This window comes from Azospirillum sp. TSH58 (assembly GCF_003119115.1).
Taxonomy (GTDB): domain Bacteria; phylum Pseudomonadota; class Alphaproteobacteria; order Azospirillales; family Azospirillaceae; genus Azospirillum.
The window spans coordinates 1847082-1870063 of record NZ_CP022367.1 but is presented as its reverse complement, the minus strand read 5'-3'; the positions used below and the strand labels follow the sequence as shown (position 1 = coordinate 1870063).

The following is a 22982-nucleotide window of genomic DNA, read 5'->3' as shown; positions in this document are numbered from 1 at the left end:
ATCAGGGCGATCCGGTAAACAGCCGGTATACGGGGGGAAAAATGGCCGAACGGTCCGGTTGCGCGACGATCCGGACCGCTTGCGCAAAGGTGGGACAAGGGCCCATCGGGCGTGGTTCGTGACACACTTTTGCGCGCAGCACCGCCCTTCCCTTCCCCTGCGGGCTGTGCGATACCCAAACCGATCCGGCGTCCGACACCGTCGGCGGGAAACCCAGATGGAGCAGGTCGAGTTGGACCAGGGAGTCGGCGCCCCCACCCTCACGCTGCGTCGCAGCGCTGCGAACGGTTCCCTGGAGTGCAGGCTGTGCCCTGGGCGCGGCGGCGTCGTGACCAGCCTCGCCTGGCAGGGCGCGGACGGCACCATCGACCTCCTGCGCCCGGCCTCCGACTGGGCGCTGCGGCACGGCTCGGCCAACGATATGGGCTGCTTTCCCCTGGTGCCTTTTTCCAACCGCATCGCCGGGGGCGAGTTCGCCTTCGACGGGCGGCGGGTGCGGCTGCCGCTCGACGGGGACGGCAACCCTCACGTCATCCACGGCCATGGCTGGCGCGCCGACTGGACGATTGAGGAGGCCACCGACTCGGCCGCGCGCATGGTTTTCCGGCACCGCGCCGACGCTTGGCCCTGGCGCTACCGCGCGACCCAGACCGTGGCGCTGGAGGAGGATGGGGCCAGCCTGACCCTGTCCCTCGCCAACGAGGACGACCGGCCGATGCCCGCCGGCATCGGACTGCACCCCTACTTCCCGAAGCCGCCGGGCACCCGGCTGACCGCCCGCGTCGGCGGCGTCTGGCTGAACGGCCCGACCATCCTTCCGGTGGAGCGGGCCGCGGTGCCGCCCCGCTGGGACTTCACGGACGGGATCGTCATGGACCGGACCGTCCTGGACAACGGCTTCACCGGCTGGGATGGAGCGGCGGCGCTGGATTGGCCGACACTCGGCCGGCGGCTGTCGATCGAGACGGAGGGGCCGTTCGGTCATCTCATCGTCTACGCCCCGCCGGACGCGGACTATCTCTGCGTCGAGCCGGTGTCCCACATGACCGACGCGGTCAACCGCCCGGAGGAGTCCGACGCCGGCCTGCGCCGTCTCGAACCGGGCGAGGAACTGAGCGGAACCCTGCGCCTGCGCCTGGAACCGCTCGCCCGTTGAAAACCGTCAGCTGAAAACCGGAAGCTGACAGCCGGAATCCGGCGTTACCGGCAGCGGACGAAGGTGGCGCCGAAGTCCGGTTGATCCAGGGTCAGGAACAGACGGTCCAGCCGCGGCGCGTCGGCGGCGTCAAGACGCAGCGTGCCCTCCGGCAACCCTTCCTCTCCGCCGAAGGACAGCCCCTCCGCCACGTCGCCCTCGCCGGGCGCCAGCGGGCCTTCCAGGGGAAAGGCGGCGATGCGCGGATCATGCAGGCTGAAGGCACCGTCGCTGGTGATCTCCAGGTAGGAGGTCCGGCAATCGTCGATCGGCGTGCGGGTGGCCGGATCGGCCTTGGCCCAGCGGCCGGTCAGCGCCGGCACATTCGCCTTGCGCTTCGCCGCGCCCGGCTTCGTCTGGCCCTGGCCGCTGGCTGGAACCGGGCGTTGCGGGGCGGCCGCCGAAATGGTCAGGGGCTCGTCGGCCACCGGGACGCGGCGGGCGGCCAGTTCCAATTCCAGCGCCTTGGTGCGCTCGGCCATCTGGCGTGCCAGACAGGCGGCGCGCTCCTTGACCTTCTTCGCGTCGGCGAGATCGGCCTCCGCCACCGGACAGGCGCCGTCCCGCCGTTGGACCCAGGCGCGCTGGCCAGCGGCGACCGCCTCCTCCCCGGCCTTCCCGGCCTCGTCGGTCAGCATCCGCAACGCCGATTCGAGCTTCTCGGCGGTGGCGGCCAGGGATGCATCCCGGCAGAGCAGCAGGGCGATGGGGGTTTCACCGGCGCAGTCCGCAGGCTTGGCGTCCTCCCCGCTGGTGTCCGCCGCCATGGCCGTTCCGGCCATCAGCATGCCCGCCAGAAGAATCGCTGCCCGCATCGCACAAATCCCTTACGCCGGAAACGCTTCCAGGACGGCCTTCACCTGCCGCTGGAAATCCTGGTCGCTGCGATAGCGCGTAAGGACCGTCTTGTCACGCTGAACCAGGAAAAAGATGTCCTCCCGGCTGGGCAGGGACCGCGGGTTGGGCTTGTCCAGCAGTTCCCCGTTCCAGCCGATCCGCGCCATGAAGTAGACGGCACGGGAATTCAGCATGAACAGCTTGTTGTCCGGCGCCAGCTTCTCCCGGCGCAGCAGCGCATACAGGTAATAGTTTCGCCCGTGAAAATAGTTGACGTAGATTGCCTGCAGCGCGGCGAAGCGCTCGTCGGGGCTGGTGTATTTCTTGATCTGCCGTTCCAGCTTGAATCCTGCAAAGAAGTACTCCCGCGCCTCGTTCTCGAAAGAGAAGGCGGAGCCGCGGATCTGGGTGAGTTGCTCCCCGTACTTGCGCAGGACGCGCCCCATCAGCAGTTCGAGGAATCGCCGTTCCGCCGCAAGCTCGTCCGGAGTCTGCAGGATCATCTCGAAGACATGACGCAGGTGATAGGGGTGCCGGACCACGATGACCGGAACGCTCGACGCCGGACGCTTTTCCGATCCCCCCCGTTCGCCGAGAAGGGTCGCCGACGGCGACACCGACGCGATCACCGAGGAGATGGTGTCCTGCATCTTCCAGCGCCGCTTCACCTGCGCGGATTGCTTGCCGATGTGAAAGCGGGCCAGCCGGCGCTGCCACCGGCTGCGCCACGTCTCCTTCGGCGCCTTGTGAGTCGGCAGGTTGGCGACGACCAGCGGGTTGCCGAGAATATCCGGCGGAGGCGGCAGCGGGTTGAAGTTGAAGTATTTTCCGGTGACGACGCCGCGCGTGGCACCGCCGGGCGCTCCATCGCCCGCCGGAGCACCGCCACCCATCGACAGGCCCGCCAGCGTCGCCATTTCCGATGCACACCCTGCCTGCGTCGCTCCCTTCCGGCGGACGGTGCCGGCGGACAGGGATCGGGTCTTTATAAAGCGGGCGGAGCGGTGATGAAAGACGCAACCGATCCACTCTGACATTGCATGTTTTTTGTGCAACCAGTTCGTGCCGCGTTTGCGAAGGCGCTCTGGTCTGCGCGAACTCTTCGATGGTACTATGCCCTTGTCCGTGCGGCGGAGAGCCGCAGGGGACCGGCCAGCGCAGACAACGGGTGGAACTTCATGGCGATCCACGTCGCTCTCAACCACAAGACCGTCTACCGTTACGACCGTTTGGTCAATCTGGGACCACAGATCGTCCGGCTCCGCCCGGCCCCCCACTGCCGCACCCCGATCCTCAGCTATTCGCTGCGCGTCACCCCGAAGCATCATTTCCTGAACTGGCAGCAGGACCCGCAGTCCAATTATCAGGCCCGCTTCGTCTTCCCGGAAAAGACCCGCGAATTCGTGGTCGAGGTCGACCTCGTCGCGGAGATCGCGGCGATCAACCCCTTCGACTTCTTCCTGGAGGAGAAGGCCCAGACGATCCCCTTCGCCTACGAACCCTGGCTGGAGCGCGAGCTGCGCCCCTACCTGGAGGTGGAGGAACCGGGGCCGCTGCTGGCCGACTACATGACCGGCATTTCGCGGGAGCCGGCGGCGTCCATCAACTTCCTGGTGGACGTCAACCAGCGGCTCCAGAAGGACATCGGCTACGTCATCCGCCTGGAGCCCGGCATCCAGACCTGCGAGGAGACGCTGGGCAAGCGCACCGGCTCCTGCCGCGATTCGGCGTGGCTGCTGGTGCAGATCCTGCGTCACCTGGGCCTCGCCGCGCGGTTCGTCTCCGGCTACCTGATCCAGCTCACCGCCGACCAGAAGGCGCTCGACGGCCCGTCCGGTCCCGAGGAGGACTTCACCGACCTGCACGCCTGGACCGAGGTGTTCCTGCCCGGTGCCGGCTGGGTCGGCCTCGACCCCACCTCCGGCCTGCTGGCCGGCGAAGGGCACATCCCGCTGGCCTGCACGCCGGACGCCTCCTCCGCCGCCCCCATCTCCGGCCTCATCGACGAGTGCGAGGTGGAGTTCGGGCATGAGATGTCGGTCACCCGCATCTACGAGGCGCCGCGAGTCACCAAGCCCTACACCCCCCGGCAGTGGGCGGAGATCGAGGCGCTGGGCCACCGCGTCGACGAGGAGCTGACCGCCCGCGACGTCCGCCTGACCATGGGCGGCGAGCCGACCTTCGTGTCCATCGACGACATGGACGGGGCGGAGTGGAACACCACGGCGCTCGGGCCCAACAAGCGCAAGATGGCCGCCGACCTCGTGCACCGGCTGGCCAACCGCTTCGCGCCGGGCGGGCTGCTGCATTTCGGCCAAGGAAAATGGTATCCGGGCGAATCGCTGCCGCGCTGGGCGATGACCGTCTACTGGCGCCGCGACGGCGAGGCGCTGTGGGCGAACAGCGACCTGCTGGCCCGCGAGGACACCGACTACGGCCACACGGCGGAGGACGCCGGCGCCTTCCTGGTCACGCTGGCCAAGAAGCTGGGGCTCGACCCGGCGCTGGTCCTCGCCGCCTACGAGGACCCGTGGCACTACCTGCGCCGCGAATCGCTGCTGCCGGTCAACGTCGATCCGCTGGACAGCAAGCTGGAGGACAAGGAGGAGCGCGCGCGCCTCGCCCATGTCTTCACCCGCGGCCTGAACGAGCCGGTGGGCTTCGCCCTTCCGATCAACCGCAAGGTGACCCAGCAGGGGCCGGTGTGGCTGTCCAGCGCGTGGCCGCTGCGCCAGGAACGGCTGCTGCTGATGCCGGGCGACAGCCCGGTCGGCTTCCGCCTGCCGCTCGGTTCCCTGCCTTGGGTGTCGCCGCAGGACTATCCCTATTCCTGGGAGACCGACCCGTTCGAGGAGCGGGCGCCGCTGCCGCCGAACCGGGTGCCGCTGCGCCAGCACGCCTTGCGCGAGGAGGCCGAACGCCACGACTCCTCCCGGCGGAACGAGCGCGTCCAGCGCGCCATGGCCGAGGTGCGCAGCGAGATGCCGGAGCACGGCAAGTCGGCGTGGTGGGTGGTCCGCACCGCCCTGACCTGCGAGGCGCGCAACGGCCGCATCCACCTGTTCCTGCCGCCGATGAACACGCTGGAGGACTATCTGGCGATGCTCGCGGAGATCGAGGCGACGGCGCTCGAACTGGACATGCCGGTGGTGATCGAGGGCTACCAGCCGCCGAAGGACCCGCGCCTGAACTCGCTGGCCGTCACCCCCGACCCCGGCGTGATCGAGGTGAACATCCACCCCTCCCACACTTGGGACGAGCTGGTCCGCAACACGCTGGAGCTTTACGAGGACGCCCGCCAGTCGCGGCTGGGCGCCGAGAAGTTCATGATCGACGGGCGCCACTGCGGCACCGGCGGCGGCAACCATGTGGTGATGGGCGGCGCCACCGCGGCGGACAGCCCCTTCCTGCGGCGGCCCGACATGCTGCGCAGCCTGATCACCTTCTGGCAGAATCACCCGTCGCTGTCCTACGCCTTCTCCGGCCTGTTCGTCGGCCCGACCAGCCAGGCGCCGCGGGTGGACGAGGCCCGCGACGACGCGCTCTACGAGCTGGAGATCGCCTTCAACCAGATCGACAAGGCCGCCGCGACGGGCAACTGCCCGCCCTGGATGGTCGACCGCGTGCTGCGCAACCTGCTGACCGACGTGCAGGGCAACACCCACCGCGCCGAGTTCTGCATCGACAAGCTCTATTCCCCGGACAGCTCCACCGGGCGGCTCGGGCTGGTCGAGTTCCGCGCCTTCGAGATGCCGCCCCACGCGGAGATGAGCCTGACCCAGCAGCTTCTGCTGCGCGCCCTGGTCGCGCGCTTCTGGAAGGCCCCCTACAAGGGCAAGCTGGTGCGCTGGGGGACGGAGCTTCACGACCGCTTCATGCTGCCCTACTTCGTGCAGCAGGATCTGGCGGACGTCGTCGCCGACCTGCGCGACCACGGCTATCCCATCGAGGAGCGCTGGTTCGACCCGCACATGAACTTCCGCTTCCCGGTCTACGGCCACGTCAACCAGCGCGGCATCGCGCTGGAGCTGCGCATGGCGCTGGAGCCCTGGAACGTGCTGGGCGAGGAGCCGGGCGGCGGCGGCACCGTGCGCTACGTCGACAGCTCGGTCGAGCGGGTGCAGGTGCGGGTCACCGGCCTGACCGACGCGCGCTACGCCATCACCTGCAACGGCCGCCGCGTGCCGCTGATCCCCACCGGGACGGAGGGCGAATTCGTGGCCGGCGTGCGATACCGGGCGTGGCAGCCGCCGTCCTGCCTGCACCCGACCATCCCGGTGCACACGCCGCTGGTCTTCGACATCCTGGACCAGTGGGCGGGCCGCTCCATCGGCGGCTGCACCTACCACGTCATGCATCCGGGCGGGCGCAACTACGACACCTTCCCGGTCAACGCCAACGAGGCGGAGGGCCGGCGCCTCGCCCGCTTCTTCCCCTTCGGCCACACACCCGGCCCGATGGACACGCCGGCGGAGGAGCGCAACCCGCAGTTCCCGATGACTCTGGACCTGCGGCGGGGCTGAACCGGCATCACCGCCACCCGGCCGGAATACGCCTTTCGGCCGGGTGGCGCCGATGCGCCGCTTGCATCGGCGGGACCGGGCGTTCACACTCGCTGTGCATTGCACCGCTGTGAACCCACGATCCGACCTTGGCCGACCGCGAATCCCCCTTTCTTGACCCTGGCGCGCCCCCTCTTCCGGGGCTGCGTCCGGTGCCGTTCCTCCAGGGATCGCTGTTCGGCGAGGCTGACGCCATGGGCTATGGCCGCGGCGAGGTCTATGACGAGATGGTCACCGGGCAGGGCCGCCTGCGCCCGCACTGGCAGACCTTCATGGGCACGCTGGGCCCCCTCGACCCGGAGCTGATGGCCGAGCGGTGGGAGGAGGCGCGGCGCCTGCTGCACCAGAACGGCGTCACCTACAACATCTACGGCGATCCCAAGGGAATGGAGCGGCCCTGGCCGCTCGACATGGTGCCGCTGCTGATCCCCTCGCACGAGTGGAAGGCGGTCGAATCGGGTCTGATCCAGCGCGCCACGCTGCTGAACGCGGTGCTGGCCGACATCTACGGGCCGCAGACCCTGACGCGCGGCGGCCGGCTGTCCCCGGCGGTGATCCACGCCGATCCCGGATTCCGCCGCGCCGTGCACGGCATTCCGGTGCCCAACGACATCCACCTGCATTTCTACGCGGCGGATCTCGCCCGCGCGCCGGACGGGCGCTGGTGGGTGCTGTCCGACCGCACCCAGGCGCCGAGCGGCAGCGGCTACGCGCTGGAGAACCGGGCGGTGCTGGCGAAGGTCCTGCCGGACAGCTTCCGCCATTGCCAGGTGGAGCATCTGTCGCCCTTCTTCGAGGCGTACAAGGAAACGCTGCTGTCGCTGAGCCCGCGCCGCGACCAGCCGCGCATCGTCCTGCTGACGCCCGGCCCCTACAACGAAACCTATTTCGAGCACGTCTATCTGGCCCGCTATCTCGGCATCACGCTGGTGGAGGGTGCGGACCTGACCGTGCGCGACCGTCAGGTCTATCTGAAGACCCTGTCGGGGCTGGAGCCGGTGGACGTCATCCTGCGCCGCCTGGACGCCGACTTCGCCGACCCGCTGGAGCTGCGCGCCGACAGCTCGCTGGGCGTGGCGGGGCTGATCGAGGCGGTGCGCGCCGGCAACGTGGTGGTCGCCAACTCCCTCGGCTCCGGATTCCTGGAATCCATGGCGGTCAAGCCGTCGCTGCCCATGCTCTGCCGCCATCTGCTCGGCGAGGAGCTGAAGATGCCGGGCGTCGCCGTCTGGTGGTGCGGCAACGACGACGAGCGCGCCTACGTCATCGAGCATCTGGACGGGCTGGTGGTCAAGCCGGCCTTCCCGTCCCTGTCCTTCGAGCCGATCTTCGGCGCCGACCTGTCGTCGGCGGACCGCGCCGCCCTGGTCGAGCGCATCAAGGCCCGCCCCTGGTGCTACGTCGCGCAGGAGCGTCTGGCCCTGTCCACCGCGCCGGTCTGGCAGGGCGGGCGGCTGCAGCCGCGCCCGCTGGTGCTGCGCGTCTTCCTCTGCGCCCGTCCGGACGGCAGCTACACCGTCATGCCCGGCGGGCTCACCCGCGTGTCCACCGAATCCGGCAAGCTGGTCGTCTCCATGCAGCGGGGCGGCGGCAGCAAGGACACCTGGATCCTGTCCGGACGCCGGGCCGAAACCACACCGGCGATGCCGCGCCCGCAACCGGCCCAGGAGCCCCAGCCGGCGCCCAAGGCGGCCTCCGCCGACCTGCCCAGCCGGGTGGCCGACAGCCTCTATTGGCTGGGCCGTTACGCGGAGCGGTCGGAGGGCACGGTGCGCCTGCTGCGCTCCACCCATTCCCGCCTGACCGACGGCAACGTGCCGGGCGCGTCGCTGCAGCTCCGCCCGCTGCTCCATCTGATGGCCTGGGAGGGCATGATCCCCTGGGACCTGACGCGCGTCACCGCGCTCGGCGGCGGGCGGGCGCTGCGGACGGCGCTCTACAGCTCCGTCGTCGACCCGGACCACCCCAACAGCCTGCGCGCCCAGGTGCAGCGGGTGCACCGCACCGCCTACTCGGTGCGCGACCGCCTGTCGCTCGACATGTGGCGGGTGGTCACGATGCTGGAGCGGCAGAGCCAGCCGCCGGCGCACAAGCTCGACGCCGCCGCCATGCTGCTGCGGCTGGACGACCTGATGACCAGCCTCGCCGCCATCGCCGGGCTGGAGCAGGAGAGCATGACGCGCGGCCAGGGCTGGCGCTTCCTCGACATCGGGCGCCGCATCGAACGGGCGCTCCACATCATTTCCGTGATGCGCGGCACCCAGGTCCACGCGCTCGACCGCCAGGACGAGCCCGTCCAGGTGGCGACGCTGAGCGTGCTGCTGGAGCTGGGGGAAAGCGTGATGACCTACCGGTCGCGCTACCTGACCAGCGTGCGCCGCCGCCCGGTGCTGGAGCTGCTGCTGGCCGACGAGTCGAATCCACGCGCCCTGGATTTCCAACTGGCGGCGCTGGAACGGCATGTGGCGGCCCTGCCCGGCGGTTCGCAGGCCGTGCCGGGCGACACGGCGACCTCGGCGCGCTCGATTCTCGGCGCCGCCCGCGCCTCGCTCCGCGCCTCGGACGCTCTGGACTCCGGGGCCACCCTGCACACGCTGCTCGACTCGCTCGCCCTGTCGCTGCCCGAGATTTCCAACCTCCTGACCCACGCCTATTTCAGCCATGCCTTTGCCCGACCGGCCTGACCTCTCCCCGGCCGTGGCCGGCGCGGCCCCCGCTGACGATCCCTCCGGCGACCGTTTCGGCGTGCGCTTCCGCGTGCGCCACACGACCCGCTACGACTATGCGGAGGACGTGTCGGTGTCGCACCATCTGCTGCACCTGACGGCCCGTCCGCACCCGCGGCAGCGCGTCCACCACAGCGCGCTGACCATCCTGCCGGCGCCGGCGGTGCAGTCGTCCCACACCGACTATTTCGGCAACACCGTGACCTACGTCGCGATGCAGGAGCCGCACCGGCAGCTGGTCGTCACCGCGGAGAGCGAGGTCGAGGTCGGCCCGCCGCCGCTGCTGGACGCCACCGCGACGCCGTCCTGGGAGCATGTGCGGGATTCGCTGGGCGGTCTGAGCGGGCCGGAGGACGGGGCGGAGGTGGTCCAGTACCGCTTCGACAGCACGCTGGCGGCGGCCAGCCCGACGCTGCACGATTACGCCGCGCGGTCCTTCACGCCCGGCCGGCCGGCGGCGGAGGCCGCGCTGGACCTGATGCGGCGCATCCACGACGACTTCACCTTCGACCCCGCCGCGACGACGATCGCCACCCCGCTGGCCGAGGTGATGCGGCACCGCCGCGGCGTCTGCCAGGACTTCGCCCACATCGTGGTCGGCTGCGTCCGGGCGATGGGGCTGCCGGCCCGCTACGTCTCCGGCTATCTGCGCACCCTGCCCCCGCCGGGCCGGCCGCGGCTGATCGGCGCCGACGTCAGCCACGCCTGGGCCTCCGTCTGGTGCGGCGCCGAGGCCGGCTGGATCGACGTCTGCCCGACCAACGCGCGCCGCGCCGACCAGGACTTCATCACCATCGCCTGGGGCCGCGACTACGACGACGTCAGCCCCGCCCGCGGCGTCCTGATGGGGGCCGCCGGCCACACATTGTCCGTCAGCGTCGATGTCGAGCCGCTGAACGGGTTCGGGGCGCCTTCCTTCCCCTGACAGGGATCGAGTCCTCGCGTTGAGCCCCCACCCCGGCCCTCCCCCGCTTTTGCAGGGGAGGGTGCCTTCTGTGAAGCGGCGGCAGTCCCCTCCCCTGCGTTAGCGGGGGAGGGTTAGGGTGGGGGCACAACGCAACCACTCGCCAAGCACCTCTGCCTTCCCGTCCGGTTGGTCACTCCGCCGGCTGGGGATGGCCCGTCGGGTGGCTGGCGGAGCCGTCCATCGCCGGTAGGGGTTTCTTCTTGGCGATGTAGCTGTAGACCGTCGGCACCACGAACAGCGTCAGGAAGGTGCCCAGCAGCATGCCGCCGACGATCACCGCGCCGATGGCCTGACGGCTCTCCGCGCCCGCCCCGTGGGCGTTGGCGAGCGGCACGGCGCCCAGCACCATGGCGCCCGTGGTCATCAGGATCGGGCGCAGGCGCAGCACGGCGGCCTCCTCCACCGCCTTGCGGATGTCCACCCCCTCGCGCTGGAGCTGGTTGGCGAACTCCACGATCAGGATGCCGTGCTTGGTGATCAGGCCGACGAGCGTCACCAAGCCGATCTGGCTGTAGACGTTCATCGTCCCGCCGGTGAAATGCAGGGCGGCCAGCGCGCCGGTCATCGACAGCGGCACCGTCAGCATGATCACGAAGGGGTCGATGAAGCTCTCGAACTGCGCCGCCAGCACCAGATAGATGAAGGCCAGCGCCAGGATGAAGACGAAGTACAGGCCCGTCGCCGATTCCCGGAACTCGCGGCTCTGTCCCGCGTAGTCGGTCTGGGCGGTGGCCGGCAGCACGCGGTTCGCCGCGGCCTGGAGGTAGCCCAGCGCCTCGCCCAGCGAGGTGCCCGGCGCCAGCGTGGCGGTGATGGTGACGGAGCGCAGCTTGTTGAAGTGGTTCAGCTCCTTGGGCGCCACCCGCTCCTCGATGTGGACGAGGTTGGCGAGCGAGATCATCGCCCCGGCGCTGGTGGCGACCCCGGCCTCCGCCGCCGCGGTCGGCGTGCCGCGCACGTAGATGGAGGCGATGTCGTCCGGGTTGCGGCGGTCGACGTCGCCGACCTGGACCACCACGTCGTACTGCTTGCCCTCCTTCTTGAAGCGGGTGACCTGCCGCCCGCCGAGCAGGGTTTCCAGCGTGCGGCCCACCGTCTCCACATCCACGCCGAGGTCGGCGGCCTTGTCGCGGTCGATGGTGATGCGCAGCTCCGGCTTGTTCAGCTTCAGGTCGGTGTCGAGGTTGGTCAGGCCGGGGAACTTGCGCGCCTCCGCCATCAGCCCGTCGACCATCTTCTGAAGCTCGTCGTAGGGCAGCGAGCTTTGGATGACGAAGTTGACCGGCTTGTCCACCGGGCTCTGGCCCAGCGACGGCGGATTGGTGACGAAGGCCAGGATGCCGGGAATGCCGAACATCTTGGGGAAGAGCTGGGCGGTGATCGCCTGCTGCTTCACGTCGCGCTCGTCCCAGTCGATCAGGCGGACGAAGGAAATGCCCTGGTTGACCACCGGGAAGCCGACCACGACGAAGAACTTCTCGACGATGGGGATCTGGCGGAACAGGTCCTCCATGCGCTTGGCGTAGCTTTCCGTGTAGTCGAGCGTCGAGCCTTCCGGGGCGATGGCGATGCCGACGATGGTGCCGCGGTCCTCGACCGGCGCCAGCTCCGATTTCAGCCCGGTGAACAGCGTGTAGCTGAGCCCAGCGACCACGGCGCCGACCAGCAGCACCAGCGGGCGCGCCTTCAGCGACAGCCGCAGGATGGCCCGATAGCCGTTGGTCAGCCCGTTCAGCAGCCGTTCGATGGCGTTGTAGAGCGCGTTGTGCTTCGTCTGGTGCTTCAGCAGCTTGGAGCACATCATCGGCGACAGGGTCAGGGCGACGAAGCCCGACACGATCACCGCCCCGGCCAGCGTCAGAGCGAATTCGGAGAAGAGGCGGCCGGTGCGCCCGGTCATGAAGCCGATGGGCGCGTAGACCGCGGCCAGCGTGATGGTCATCGCGATGACGGCGAAGCCGATCTCCTTCGACCCCTGCAACGCCGCCTGGAAAGGCGGCACGCCCTCCTCGATGTGGCGGTAGATGTTCTCCAGCATCACGATGGCGTCGTCCACGACGAGGCCGATGGCCAGCACCATGGAGAGCAGCGTCAGCGTGTTGACCGAGAAGCCGAAGGCGTACATCAGCGCGAAGCCGCCGATCAGCGACACCGGGATGGTCACCAGTGGCACCAGCGTGGCGCGGAAGCTGCGCAGGAAGACGAAGATGACCAGCACCACCAGGACGATGGCTTCGAAGATCGTGCTGAACACCGCATCGATGGACTTGGCGATGAAGACGGAGCTGTCATAGCCGACATCCACCCCCATGCCCTCCGGCAGAGCGGCGCGGATCTTCGGCAACGCCTCGTTCACCGCCTTGGAGACGTCCAGCGGGTTGGCAGTGGACTGCTTCACCACGCCGATGGCGACGGCGCCGCGCCCGTTGAAGCGGGCGCTGACCCGCTCGTCCCGCGCCCCCAGCTCGGCCCGGCCGACGTCCTTCAGCCGGACGAGATAGCCGCCGTCGTCGCGCAGGATGATGCGGTCGAACTCCTCCGGCGTGCGCAGGTCTGTCTCGGAGACGACGGTGAACTCCCGCGCCTTGCTCTCCACGCGGCCCGCCGGAATCTCGACGTTCTGCTTGCGCAGCGCGTTCTCCACGTCCTGCGGGGTGACGCGGTAGGCGGCCATGCGCTGCGGGTCGAGCCACAGGCGCATCGCGAAACGCCGCTCGCCGAAGATGCGCACCTGGGCCACGCCGGGCAGGTTCTGCAAGCGGTCCTTGACGTAGCGGTCGGCGAAGTCCGTCACGTCCAGCGGCGAATGGCGGTCGGAGGAGAAGGCCAGATAGATGATCGGCTGCGCGTCGGCCTCCACCTTCGCGATCACCGGCTCGTCGATCTCGTTGGGAAGCTGGGCGCGCACCCGGCCGACGCGGTCGCGCACGTCGCTGGCCGCCGTGTCGACGTTGCGGTCCAGCCGGAAGCGCAGGGTGATCTGGCTCTTCTCCGCGCGGCTGATCGAGGACATCACGTCGATGCCCTCGATGCCCGACAGCGAGTCCTCCAGGATCTGGGTGACCTGGCTTTCGATGATCTCGGCCGACGCGCCCTTGTAGGTGGTCTCCACCGTGACGACGGGCTCGTCGATCTTCGGATACTCGCGCACGGACAGGCGCTGGTAGGACACGATGCCGATCAGCATGAGCGCGAGGCTCATGACCGTCGCCAGGACGGGCCGGCGGATGGAGATGTCGGAGAGGACCATCGGCTCAGCTCCCCGCCGGCTTGTTGTTGACGACCACCACCGGGGCGCCGTCGCGGATCTTCAGCTGGCCGGCGGTCACCACCACGTCGCCGGGCTGCAGGCCGGCGGTGATCTCCACCTCCGCGTTGCGGCGCTCGCCCAGCGTGACCGTGGTCTGCACCGCCTTGCCCTCCACCACCTTGAAGACGAATTGCCGGTTGCCGAAGGCGCTCACCGCCTGCTCGGGCACCAGCACGGCGTTCGGGGTCTGGTCCAGCGTCAGGGCCACCCGGGCGAACAGTCCGGGGCGCAGCGTGCCGTCCCTGTTGGGGACGCGGGCGCGGATCACCACCGCGCGGCCGTTCACGTCCACCAGCGGGTCGATGGCGTAGACCGTGCCGTCGAAGGTCCGCCCGCCGAAGGAATCCACGGCGACCTTCAGGGTCTGGCCGGTGCGGACGGTCGGCAGATACAGCTCCGGCACCCGGAAATCGAGCTTCAGCGTGTCGATGGCCTCCAGGTTCACGATGTCCTTGCCGGCCGCCACCACATCACCCACCGAGACCTTGCGCAGGCCCAGCACGCCGTCGAAGGGCGCGGTCAGGGTCAGCTTCTCCAACTGCGCCTTGGCGAGCTGCACCGCCGCCTCGTCGGACTGGAGCTTGGCGAGCGCCTGTTCGCGGTTGCGGGCCGGGCCGGTGCGCTGGCGGTACAGCTCCTCGGCGCGGGACAGCTCGGCGCGGGAAAAGGCGATGCTCGCCTGCGCCTGGGCCAGCGTGGCGCGGGCGATGGAATCGTCCAGCCGGATCAGCACCGATCCCTTCTTCACCGCCTGCCCTTCCTGGAAGGCGATCTCGGAGACCTTGCCCGCCACCTCGGGCCGGATGACCACCGATTCGCTGGACAGCAGCGAGCCGACCGCGGTGACCTGGCGCGACACGGTGCCGACCTTGACCGGCGAGGCCTCCACCGGCATCGGCGGCGTGCCGCCCGCCGCGGGAGCGCCGGCGGACGAGCCGCCGGGGGACGGAACCTTGCCGGCGAGCAGCGTGTTGATGGTTCCGCCCTGCTTGACGAAGTACCAGTAGGCGCCGCCGCCGAGAGCGACCAGGACCAGAAGGGCGACGATGCGAAGCGTGTGACGCATGGATACGGAACCCGCACAGGCCCGCCGGCCCGCCGGACGGGCGCGCGGGGCGTTTCGTGTCAACCGGGCCGCTGTGAAGGGCGGACGGTAAACTGAACTATATCGTTCAGTTCAGTTCCGGAGTCGAGACGGTTGCAAGGGTTCAGGAGCGGGACGGCGGCGGTTCGGGTTGCACAACCCGGCCCTTTTCCATGTCCAGCCGCGCGCCATCGGGAAGAATCACCGTCAAATCAGCGGGTTGACCGGGACCGACCGTGCCGCAGCCACCGCGCGGACGGACCGGCCCGCCATCGAGGCAGAGGCCCGGTGCGCAACAGGGCGACTCGCCCGCCGGTAGAACCGCCCGAATCCGATCGCCTTCGATGCGAAGATCGGCCAGCAGGGCGCCATCCGCGCCGGGCGGCGGTGTGCCCTCGCCGAGGTCCGGGGATTCGATGCGGGCGCGCTTCAGCCAGAACTTCCCGGACGCCAGCAAACGTGCGAGCAGGCAGGAGGAGGTGGACGCGCTCATTCCCCGATCCGATGCTGTGGCGGCAAGGCTGTCGTTCGGCCGATGATCCAGCCTGTCACGGAAGCGTAAAGGAAGTTTTGCTCCTGTTGGACTCTTGAAGACATCCGGGAAATCGGCGATGTGACAATCCTTGGTCCTACGACCCTCGCGTCCCAAGGGGTGCCCGATGCTGATCGCCCAGATGTCCGACCTGCATGTGACGGCCCCCGGCACCGCCCCGACGACCGGTTACGACACGAACGCCCGGCTCGCCGCCGCGGTGGCCCATCTGAACGCGCTGGTTCCGCGCCCCGATCTCGTCCTCATCACCGGCGACCTCGTCAACGGGCCGAAGCCCGGCGAGTACGAGGCGCTGTCCGCTCTGCTGCAACCGCTCGCCATTCCCGTCCGCGTTCTGCCGGGCAACCATGACGACCGTGAGGGGCTGCGCCGGGCCTTCGCCGGCGCCGGCTGGATGCCCTTGGAGGGACCCTTCATCCAGCACGCGGTGGAGGAGTTTCCGGTCCGCATCCTGATGCTCGACTCGGTCATTCCCGGCCGGGCGCTGGGTGGCCTGTGTGCCGACCGGCTGTCCTGGCTGGCGGAGCGTCTGGCCGAGCAGCCGGAGCGGCCGACCGTTCTGGCGCTGCACCACCCGCCCTTCGACACCGGGCTGGCCTTCCTGGACACGCTGCGCTGCCTGGAGGGCGCGGAGGAACTGGGGTGGCTGGTGCAGAGCCGTCCCAATGTGCGGGCCGTGCTGTGCGGCCACACCCACCGCCAGACCGCCGTCGCCTGGAACGGGGCGCACGGCTATGTCGCCCCGTCCGTCGCCTATCAGATCGCGCTCGATCTGGCGCCGGAACCGCCCTACCGCTGGACCGACGAGCCGTCCGCGCTCGCCCTTCACATGTTCCGCCCGGACGGCACGGTCGTCACGCATCTCAGCGTGATCGGCGACTATCCGGGCAGGGAGTTTTCCCGCAAGGCCAGGAATTCCTGAAAGTTGGCGCAGCGTCCGGCGGCCTGAGCGGCCATGTAGGCGGCGTTGAGGGCGCGCTTGGCGTCCAGGGCGGCGGCGAAGCGACGGCGCAGCGCCGCGTCGGCGATCCGCAGCCCGTCGCCGCCCAAACGGTCGAGAACATGGCGGTAGCAGAGGTCCGCCCGCGCGCCGCTGTCGGCGGAGCAGGTGATCGACCCCTCGCGCTGCCGGTATTCGTACAGCGGCTCCAGCACGAGCGGCAGACGGCCCACCCGGTCGAGGACCTGGACGTTGAAGACCACGTCGTCGCAGAAATCGACGCCCTGCTCCCAACCGGGGACGAGGTCGCGGCGGACCACGAAGAACATCGGGATGGAGGTTTCCAGGAAGGCCGCCGCGTCCAGCGTGGCAGTCCCGGCGCCGGGCGGGAACAGGGTGGAGAGCGGCGAACCGTCGCCATCGCGCATAACCGCCACATTGTCCGCCGCCGCCCCCTGCGCCGCCGCCAGCGGGGCCAGCCGCGCCAGCCGGTCGGGTTCGAACCGGTCGTCGGCGTCCAGCGGCGCGATCAGCGGCCGACGCGCGCAGCGCAGACCGGCGTTGCGCGCCGCCGGTGCGCCGGACCCGACGCGGCCGGTTCCGGTGAAGGTCAGGCGCGAATCGGCGATGCCCGCACCCTCCAGAAGCGCGCGGTAGTCGGTGCCGTCGTCGCTGACCACCACCGCCTCCCAATCGGGAACGCTCTGCGCCAGGAGGCTGGACACGGCGCGGACGATGGTGTCCTGCGCCCGGTAGGCCGGAATGATGACCGAGACGCCGATCCCGCTGCCCTCGTCCATGCACCGCCCTCCGATTGTGCAAGGGTCAGTGTGCCGCTCCTTTCCGGAAGTGCGCAAGCGGCGATCCGCACCGATGCGGCCAGCCTGAGCGTGACTATGACGGCGCCGGGGTGGGATTTGGCGTCGCGGCCCGTTGAACAAGGAACCGATACGGGCTATGTGGAGAAACGAGTGGCGTGGTTCGGTCCCCATCCGACATCCCAGGCCCCCGCAAGCCAAAGCCCCCCGGTAGACACGCCGACCTCAGGGAGTTCAAAAACGATGGCGCAAGACGGATACACCCGCTTCGACGACGAACCCGAGCAGGAGCCGGACGAGAAGTCGAAGGAAAGCGCCCCGCCGCCGTTCGCTGCCGTGCAGTCGAACCTGTTCAAGGCGCGCACGGTGCTGATCTTCGGGCAGATCGACATGAAGCTGGCGCAGGCCGTCTCGGCCCAGCTGCTGGCGCTGGCCCACGAGAGCAACGACGACATCACGGTCGTGGTGAACTCCCCCGGCGGCCACGTCGAGGCGGGCGACACCATTCACGACATGATCCGCTTCGTGAAGCCGCGCGTGAAGATGCTGGGCACCGGCTGGGTCGCCAGCGCCGGCTGCCACATCTTCCTGGCCGCGAAGAAGGAAGACCGCTACTGCCTGCCGAACACCCGCTTCCTGATCCACCAGCCGCTGGGCGGCACCGGTGGCCGGGCGACGGACATCGCCATCGAGGCGAAGGAAATCATCCGCATGCGTGAGCGGCTGAACCGCATCATCGCGCGCGAGACCGGCCAGCCGGTGGAGAAGGTGTCCAAGGACACCGACCGGAACTACTGGATGCTGGCCGACGAAGCCCGCGAGTACGGCATCGTCAGCCACATCATCGACACCTTCGACGAGCTGAAGTAAGCGGTCCTCCGGAACGCACAAAGCCCCTCTCCAGCGAGAGGGGCTTTTTTTATGGCTGCGGTCCGGCCTGAGCGATCAAGCCATTCGGATCAGCCACTTACACGACGATGTTCAGATTCTGCCCACGCGTGGCCGTGACGTTGCCGCCGGCCGAGGAACCGTCCGAACCACCTTGCAGCAGCGTGGCGATCGCCTGATCCTGCTGCTGAGCGGTCTGGTTCAGCGTCTTCACGCCGAAATCGATCTGTCCCTGCGCCTGCCGCAAACCGATCGCGGCGCCAAGCGTGGAGGATGAAACATCGAGAGCCATCGAAGGATGCCTTCAAAAGAATCCGCGGTCGAACGGAAGCCCGCCCGCGTCGCGCCGGTCAGATGACCACGTTGACGGAAGCGGACCCCGCCGAGGGGGCTGCGGCCGCATGGGTCGTCATCGGCGTCGAGGCTACCACCGGCGACGCCTGCGGGGAAGGTCCCTGTGACGCGGTGGAGCGGCCCGCACCGCCCCCGGAATGGCCCGCGACCCAGCGGTGCAGGGGGGCCCCGTTGCTGGAGCTTCCACTCGCCCCGGCGCCGTTCTGCTGGTCCTGCCCGTCCGAACCGCCGACCAGAAGCTCAAGGGACGCCTTGCCGCTCTTCCGGTCCTTCTGCGCTTCGCGGTACTGCCGCAACGCCGCCTCGGTCGGAATCTGGTCGAGGGTCGCCCCATCCTCCGGGCTGCGGAACAGCAGCACCAGCCGCGACGCGTCGGCGTCGTAACGATACGCCGTCTTCGTGTAGCGTCCGGACAGGGGTTCGGACTGCCCGCTGACGGGGTCCTTCGCGGATGGAGTCCCGGTGTCGGCCCCGGTTTCAACAGCGTCGCTGTTGCGGGCCGTCATGAAGGCCAACGGCCTTGCAGCCGTTGCGGTGGCGATGGCCACGTTCATGACATTACACCGATGATTGGACAATCCAGATCATATATTGCAGCCGCACTCGTGCATTGTAAAGGGTTCGTTCACCTTTTTTCGGGCTATGCCAAAGGACGAAATCCCACAGGCTGTTTCCGGCACCAAAGCTTCGCATTCCAGGACCATCGGTGCCATCGCCCACCCTTCTCACAGCCGTGACGCTTGCGGAAGGACGCCGGGACGCTTAAGCCTGTATGCATGGTTACGATCGCGGAAGCGCTGACGCTCGCCCTGGACCATCATCTGGCCGGCCGACTGGACGAGGCCCAACAGCTCTACAACCGCATCCTGGATGTGGAACCGGATCAGCCGGACGCCCTGCATTTCCTGGGTGTCCTGGCTGGTCAGGTGGGAGAGCGGGCGCTCGGACTGCAGCTCATCGCCCGCGCCATCGCCCAGCGGCCCGAGGCGGCGGACATGCACGCCAACAGCGGCAACATCCGCCGTTCCTCCGGGCAACCGGCGGCGGCGGTGGAGCATTACCGGCGCGCCGTCTCCCTCCAGCCCGATTTCGCGGAAGCCTGGACCGACATGGCGAACGCGCTGCGCGGCCTGGGCCGCACCGCCGGGGCCATCACCGCCCTGGAGCGCGCCGTCGCCTCCGCGCCCGCCCTCACCATCGCGGTGGAGCGGTTGGGCGCGCTGCGGCACGAGGAGGGCCGTCTTCTGGTCGAGCAGGGGCGCGGCACCGAATCCCTCCGCCCGCTGGCCCGGGCCGCGGACCTGCTGCCGCTGGACGCCGACGTGGCCTTTCTCTACGGCAACGCCCTGTTCGCGATGGGACTGCGGGAGGATTCCACCCTCGCCTACCGCAACGCCCTGTCCATCACGCCGGATTTCCCGTCCGCCGCCTTCAATCTGGGTGTCGCTCTGGGGGGCGTGGACCGGCTGGAGGACTCCGCCCGCGCGCTGGAACGGGCCGCCCGCCTGGACCCCCGCCATCTCGACGCCATCGACCGGCTGGTCGTCGCCCTCGCCCTTCTCGGCCGGGACGACGAGGCCGCCGTCTGGGGCGAGCGCGCGTTGGACCTGAAGGACCGGACGGCCATGGACACGGCCCCCGCCCTGCCGCCTCTGCCCGCCCAGCCGCGCGGGGCGGAACGGCGACGGCGCAACATCATCGCCTTCAGCCTGTGGAGCGGCCAGCCGGCCGGCGCCCACGACCCGGTGGAGATTCTGCGGCAAACCCTGGCGCTGCATCCGGGCTGGACCTGCCGGGTTCATCACGACGGCACCCTTGCCGCCGACCGGTTGGCCGAACTGGCCGCGACGGGGGCGGACCTCGTGGCGGTGGCCTCCGACGCGCCGACCGGCGGTCCCTATTGGCGTCTGTCCGCCGCCGACGATCCCACGGTGGCGCGGTTCCTCTGCCGGGATTGGGACGCCCTGCCCTCCGCCGAGGGGAAGGCCGCCGTCGATGCCTGGGTCGGCTCCGGCCTGCCCTTCCACGTCTTGCGCGACGGGGTGCTGCACACCGAGGTGATGTCGGGCGGGCACTGGGGCGGTGTCGCCGGGCTGCTGCCCGACCTGCTGCCGCTCGCCGAGCGCCACGCCGCCGCCGAGGCGGACCGGGCGCAGGACCACCGGTTCCTGCGCCGCATCGTCTGGCCGATGATCCGCGACCGCGCCCTGATCCACGACCGCGCCCACCCGCGGCACGGCCTGCCCCTCCCCACGGTGTGAGCGGCTACAGCACCTGCTTCGGCAGGGACAGCAGTTCCTTGCGGATCTGGCCCATGCTGGGACGGTTGTCGGGGCCGAAGGCGATGGGGCGGCACAGATGCATGGCGGTCAGCCCGACCCGCGCGGTCAGCAGCCCGTTGATCACCCCCTGTCCCATGCGGGTGGAGATGGCCGCGGCGATGGAGCCGCCCAGCGCCTCGACGGCGACATGGTGGGCGCTTTCCGCCACCCCGGCGACGGCGAGGTTGGCGAGCATCCGCCGCAACAGCCGCAGCGACCCGACATAGCCGGGCCTTGCCCCGTAGAGCGCCGCGATCTCCCGCACCAGCTTCAGGTTCCGCCACAGCACCACGGCGAGGTCGACGACCGCCGCCGGGCTGAGCGCCGTCGCCACCGCGGTGTCGCGCGACGCCCGCAGGACGGTCTGGTAGGCGCGGCGGTCCAGCGGCCCCATCACCTCGCGGTCGAGCAGGCGCAGGATCTCCGCATCGCCGTGGGCGTCGGTCACATGGTCGCGCACCCGCTCCAGCGCGGGCGCCAGATCGGCACGCCCCTCATAGAGGCGGGTCAGCGACCCGGCGAAGCGTTCGGCGTGGCCCGGCTCCCCGGCCTTCGTCACGATCTCCGTGGACAGGCGCCCGGCCTCGCCGCGCAGTTCCTCGATCTTGCGCAGGCGGCGCAGCGCGCGCAGCTCGCGCAGCAGCATCGCCAGCGCCGCCCCGCCCGCCACCGTCACGGCGGCGGCCACCAGGACGCCCAGCGCGGCGCTGGTGGCGAAGGCGCGGTTGAACAGGTCCCAGGTGTCGAAGCCCAGCGCGATCAGCACCAGCGCGGCGACCGACCCGGCGAGCCAGCGGCCGAGCCGGCTGCGCGGCCGGCCCTCCGCCAGCAGAGCGGGCAGGCGCTCCGCCGCCGAACCGGACAGGGGGCCGGCCAGGGGGCCGGCGATGATCGCCTCCTCCTCCGCCGCGGGGACGGCGGCGGCGCGGGTGGGGTCCAGCTCCATCGGCGGGACCCATTGGCGGTCGCGCGTGCGCTCGCTCATTCCAGATAATCCCCCAGCAGGAACTGCATGGCCTGGTCCAGGCGGATGTGCGGCAGGCCGCGCGCCTCGCGGGCGAGGTCGGCGGGCGGCTGGAAGGCCATGAAGTTGTAGGGCCGCTCCTGCCCCGGCGGGAAGTCGGCGTCCTCGGGAATCTCGCCGGGGAACAGCACGGTCGGACGGTCGCGCCCGAGCGGCACGCCGCGCACGCAGCGCAGTTGCCGCCCCTCATGCTCGGTCACCACCGTCTCGGTCGATTTCAGGGCGGCGATGGCCATGGTCTCCACCTGCGCCCCTTCGAAGCGGATGCCGGCGCGGGCGTCGGAGACCAGCCGGTCCAGCAGGTGGCGCAGGCTGTTGTGCTGGTGCGAGGCGACATGGTCGGCCTTGGTCGCGGCGAACAGCACGCGGTCGATCCGGCGCCCCAGCAGCCAATCCAGCCAACTGCTGGGGCCGTGACGGAACGGCTCCAGGCTCAGTTCCAGGGCGCGCTTCATGTCGGCCATGCCCGCCGGGCCGGAGTTCAGCGCGCCCAGCACGTCGATCAGGACGATCTGCCGGTCGAGCCGGGCGAAATGCTCGGCGAAGAAGCGGCGGACGACCTTGGACTTGTACGCCTCGTACCGGTCCTCCATCAGCGCCCACAGGCTGCCCCGTGCGCGCGGGCGATCGCCCGGCAGCGGGCAGAAGGTCAGCAAAGGCGCGTTGGCCATATCGCCCGGTTCGACGAAGCGCCCCGGCTGGATCAGGCTCAGCAGGTTGTCGGAGCGGCGGCAGGCGTGCAGGTAGTCGGTGAACAGCGCCGCGCCGCGCCGCGCCTGCTCCTCCTCCGCCGGGGCCGCCGTGTCGACGGTGGCGAGCCAACCGCGCCAGGACACCGACAGCTCGTCGCGCGGCGCCCGCCCGGCCAGTTCCAGGGTCAGCGCGCTCCATTCCGCGAAGGACTGGTGCAGCAGCGGCAGGTCGAGCAACCATTCGCCGGGATAGTCGACGATGTCCAGGTTCAGCGTGGCGACCGGCTGCACGGTCCGCTTCAGCACCGCGTTCGGGCGGTAGCGCATGGACAGGCGGAGCTGGCTGATGCCCTGCGTCTCCTTGGGCCAGCGGGGAATTGGCCCGGTCAGCTCGGCCAGCCGCTGCTCGACCTCGAAACGGGGAACCTGGGCGTCGGGCTGGGGGCGCAGGCGCGACGCCTGGAACCGCCCGGACGACACCACGTCCAGGAAGGGAAGCCGCCCGGCCTTCAGCAGGTTGTCGACCAGCGAGGTGACGAACACGGTCTTGCCGGCCCGCCGCAGTCCGGTGACGCCGAGACGGACGTCCTGTTCGAGGATGCCGCCGGAAACGAGATCGCCGGCCCGCCCCAACAGGCGCGAGCCGGCGTCGTACAGGTCGTTGAAAATGGGCACGCGCACGGTCAGCCGGTCAGTGGAAGGAACGATCGC

The 22982-nt window shown here is 69.8% G+C and carries 17 protein-coding genes; 7 read left to right on the top strand and 10 right to left on the bottom strand.

What is annotated here, in order from left to right:
• The first annotated feature begins 217 nt into the window (after positions 1-217).
• On the top strand, positions 218-1156 hold the full coding sequence (locus TSH58p_RS29945; RefSeq protein ID WP_109069429.1) for an aldose 1-epimerase: 939 nt from the start codon (positions 218-220) through the stop codon (positions 1154-1156).
• 44 nt (positions 1157-1200) lie between these two features.
• On the opposite strand, the gene TSH58p_RS29940 is transcribed toward TSH58p_RS29945, so the two are convergent.
• Together TSH58p_RS29940 and TSH58p_RS29935 are read right to left on the bottom strand one after the other, a co-directional pair.
• A complete protein-coding gene (locus TSH58p_RS29940; protein ID WP_109069428.1) occupies positions 1201-2010 on the bottom strand; it encodes a lysozyme inhibitor LprI family protein in 810 nt (269 codons plus the stop codon).
• Between the two features lie 12 nt (positions 2011-2022).
• Positions 2023-3069 carry a hypothetical protein gene (locus tag TSH58p_RS29935; RefSeq protein WP_247873962.1) on the bottom strand — a complete coding sequence of 349 codons (1047 nt, stop codon included), beginning with the start codon at positions 3067-3069 and terminating at the stop codon, positions 2023-2025.
• Between the two features lie 141 nt (positions 3070-3210).
• Between TSH58p_RS29935 and TSH58p_RS29930 the strand changes: the two genes are divergently transcribed.
• From TSH58p_RS29930 to TSH58p_RS29920, 3 genes are all read left to right on the top strand, one after another.
• Positions 3211-6555, top strand: a complete 3345-nt coding sequence (locus TSH58p_RS29930) for a DUF2126 domain-containing protein (RefSeq protein ID WP_109069426.1) — start codon at positions 3211-3213, stop codon at positions 6553-6555.
• Positions 6556-6746: 191 nt separating this feature from the next.
• The gene (locus TSH58p_RS29925) at positions 6747-9278 is read left to right on the top strand and encodes a circularly permuted type 2 ATP-grasp protein (RefSeq protein ID WP_109069425.1); all 2532 of its coding nucleotides are present in this window, start codon (positions 6747-6749) and stop codon (positions 9276-9278) included.
• Entirely contained in the window at positions 9256-10245 is a 990-nt protein-coding gene (locus TSH58p_RS29920; RefSeq protein ID WP_247873961.1) for a transglutaminase family protein, read from the top strand. The genes TSH58p_RS29925 and TSH58p_RS29920 overlap by 23 nt, the downstream gene beginning before the upstream one ends.
• Positions 10246-10417: 172 nt before the next feature.
• Here the strand turns inward: TSH58p_RS29920 and TSH58p_RS29915 are convergent, their stop codons facing one another.
• The 3 genes from TSH58p_RS29915 to TSH58p_RS33415 form a co-directional block, all read right to left on the bottom strand.
• A complete protein-coding gene (locus TSH58p_RS29915; RefSeq protein WP_109069423.1) occupies positions 10418-13537 on the bottom strand; it encodes an efflux RND transporter permease subunit in 3120 nt (1039 codons plus the stop codon).
• Between the two features lie 4 nt (positions 13538-13541).
• Positions 13542-14663, bottom strand: a complete 1122-nt coding sequence (locus TSH58p_RS29910; protein ID WP_109069422.1) for an efflux RND transporter periplasmic adaptor subunit — start codon at positions 14661-14663, stop codon at positions 13542-13544.
• Between the two features lie 142 nt (positions 14664-14805).
• Complete coding sequence (locus TSH58p_RS33415; protein WP_158282583.1) at positions 14806-15174, bottom strand: hypothetical protein; 369 nt, start codon at positions 15172-15174, stop codon at positions 14806-14808.
• Positions 15175-15340: 166 nt separating this feature from the next.
• Between TSH58p_RS33415 and TSH58p_RS29905 the strand changes: the two genes are divergently transcribed.
• Positions 15341-16156 (top strand): phosphodiesterase, encoded by an 816-nt coding sequence (locus TSH58p_RS29905; RefSeq protein WP_109069421.1) that lies wholly within the window; start codon positions 15341-15343, stop codon positions 16154-16156.
• Here the strand turns inward: TSH58p_RS29905 and TSH58p_RS29900 are convergent.
• Complete coding sequence (locus tag TSH58p_RS29900; RefSeq protein ID WP_109069420.1) at positions 16114-16974, bottom strand: glycosyltransferase family 2 protein; 861 nt, start codon at positions 16972-16974, stop codon at positions 16114-16116. The two genes, TSH58p_RS29905 and TSH58p_RS29900, sit on opposite strands and share 43 nt — an antisense overlap.
• A gap of 261 nt (positions 16975-17235) precedes the next feature.
• Between TSH58p_RS29900 and TSH58p_RS29895 the strand changes: the two genes are divergently transcribed.
• Positions 17236-17862, top strand: a complete 627-nt coding sequence (locus TSH58p_RS29895) for an ATP-dependent Clp protease proteolytic subunit (RefSeq protein WP_109069419.1) — start codon at positions 17236-17238, stop codon at positions 17860-17862.
• A gap of 97 nt (positions 17863-17959) precedes the next feature.
• On the opposite strand, the gene TSH58p_RS33410 is transcribed toward TSH58p_RS29895, so the two are convergent.
• Together TSH58p_RS33410 and TSH58p_RS29885 are read right to left on the bottom strand one after the other, a co-directional pair.
• A complete protein-coding gene (locus TSH58p_RS33410; RefSeq protein WP_158282582.1) occupies positions 17960-18172 on the bottom strand; it encodes a hypothetical protein in 213 nt (70 codons plus the stop codon).
• A gap of 58 nt (positions 18173-18230) precedes the next feature.
• Positions 18231-18788 carry a hypothetical protein gene (locus TSH58p_RS29885; protein ID WP_109069418.1) on the bottom strand — a complete coding sequence of 186 codons (558 nt, stop codon included), beginning with the start codon at positions 18786-18788 and terminating at the stop codon, positions 18231-18233.
• Between the two features lie 222 nt (positions 18789-19010).
• Between TSH58p_RS29885 and TSH58p_RS29880 the strand changes: the two genes are divergently transcribed.
• The gene (locus TSH58p_RS29880) at positions 19011-20495 is read left to right on the top strand and encodes a lipopolysaccharide assembly protein LapB (protein ID WP_109069417.1); all 1485 of its coding nucleotides are present in this window, start codon (positions 19011-19013) and stop codon (positions 20493-20495) included.
• A 4-nt stretch (positions 20496-20499) separates the two neighbouring features.
• Here TSH58p_RS29880 and TSH58p_RS29875 read toward each other — a convergent pair whose 3' ends face one another.
• Together TSH58p_RS29875 and TSH58p_RS29870 are read right to left on the bottom strand one after the other, a co-directional pair.
• Positions 20500-21540, bottom strand: a complete 1041-nt coding sequence (locus TSH58p_RS29875) for a YcjF family protein (RefSeq protein WP_109069416.1) — start codon at positions 21538-21540, stop codon at positions 20500-20502.
• Complete coding sequence (locus TSH58p_RS29870; RefSeq protein ID WP_109069415.1) at positions 21537-22952, bottom strand: YcjX family protein; 1416 nt, start codon at positions 22950-22952, stop codon at positions 21537-21539. The genes TSH58p_RS29875 and TSH58p_RS29870 overlap by 4 nt, the downstream gene beginning before the upstream one ends.
• Positions 22953-22982 lie beyond the last annotated feature (30 nt).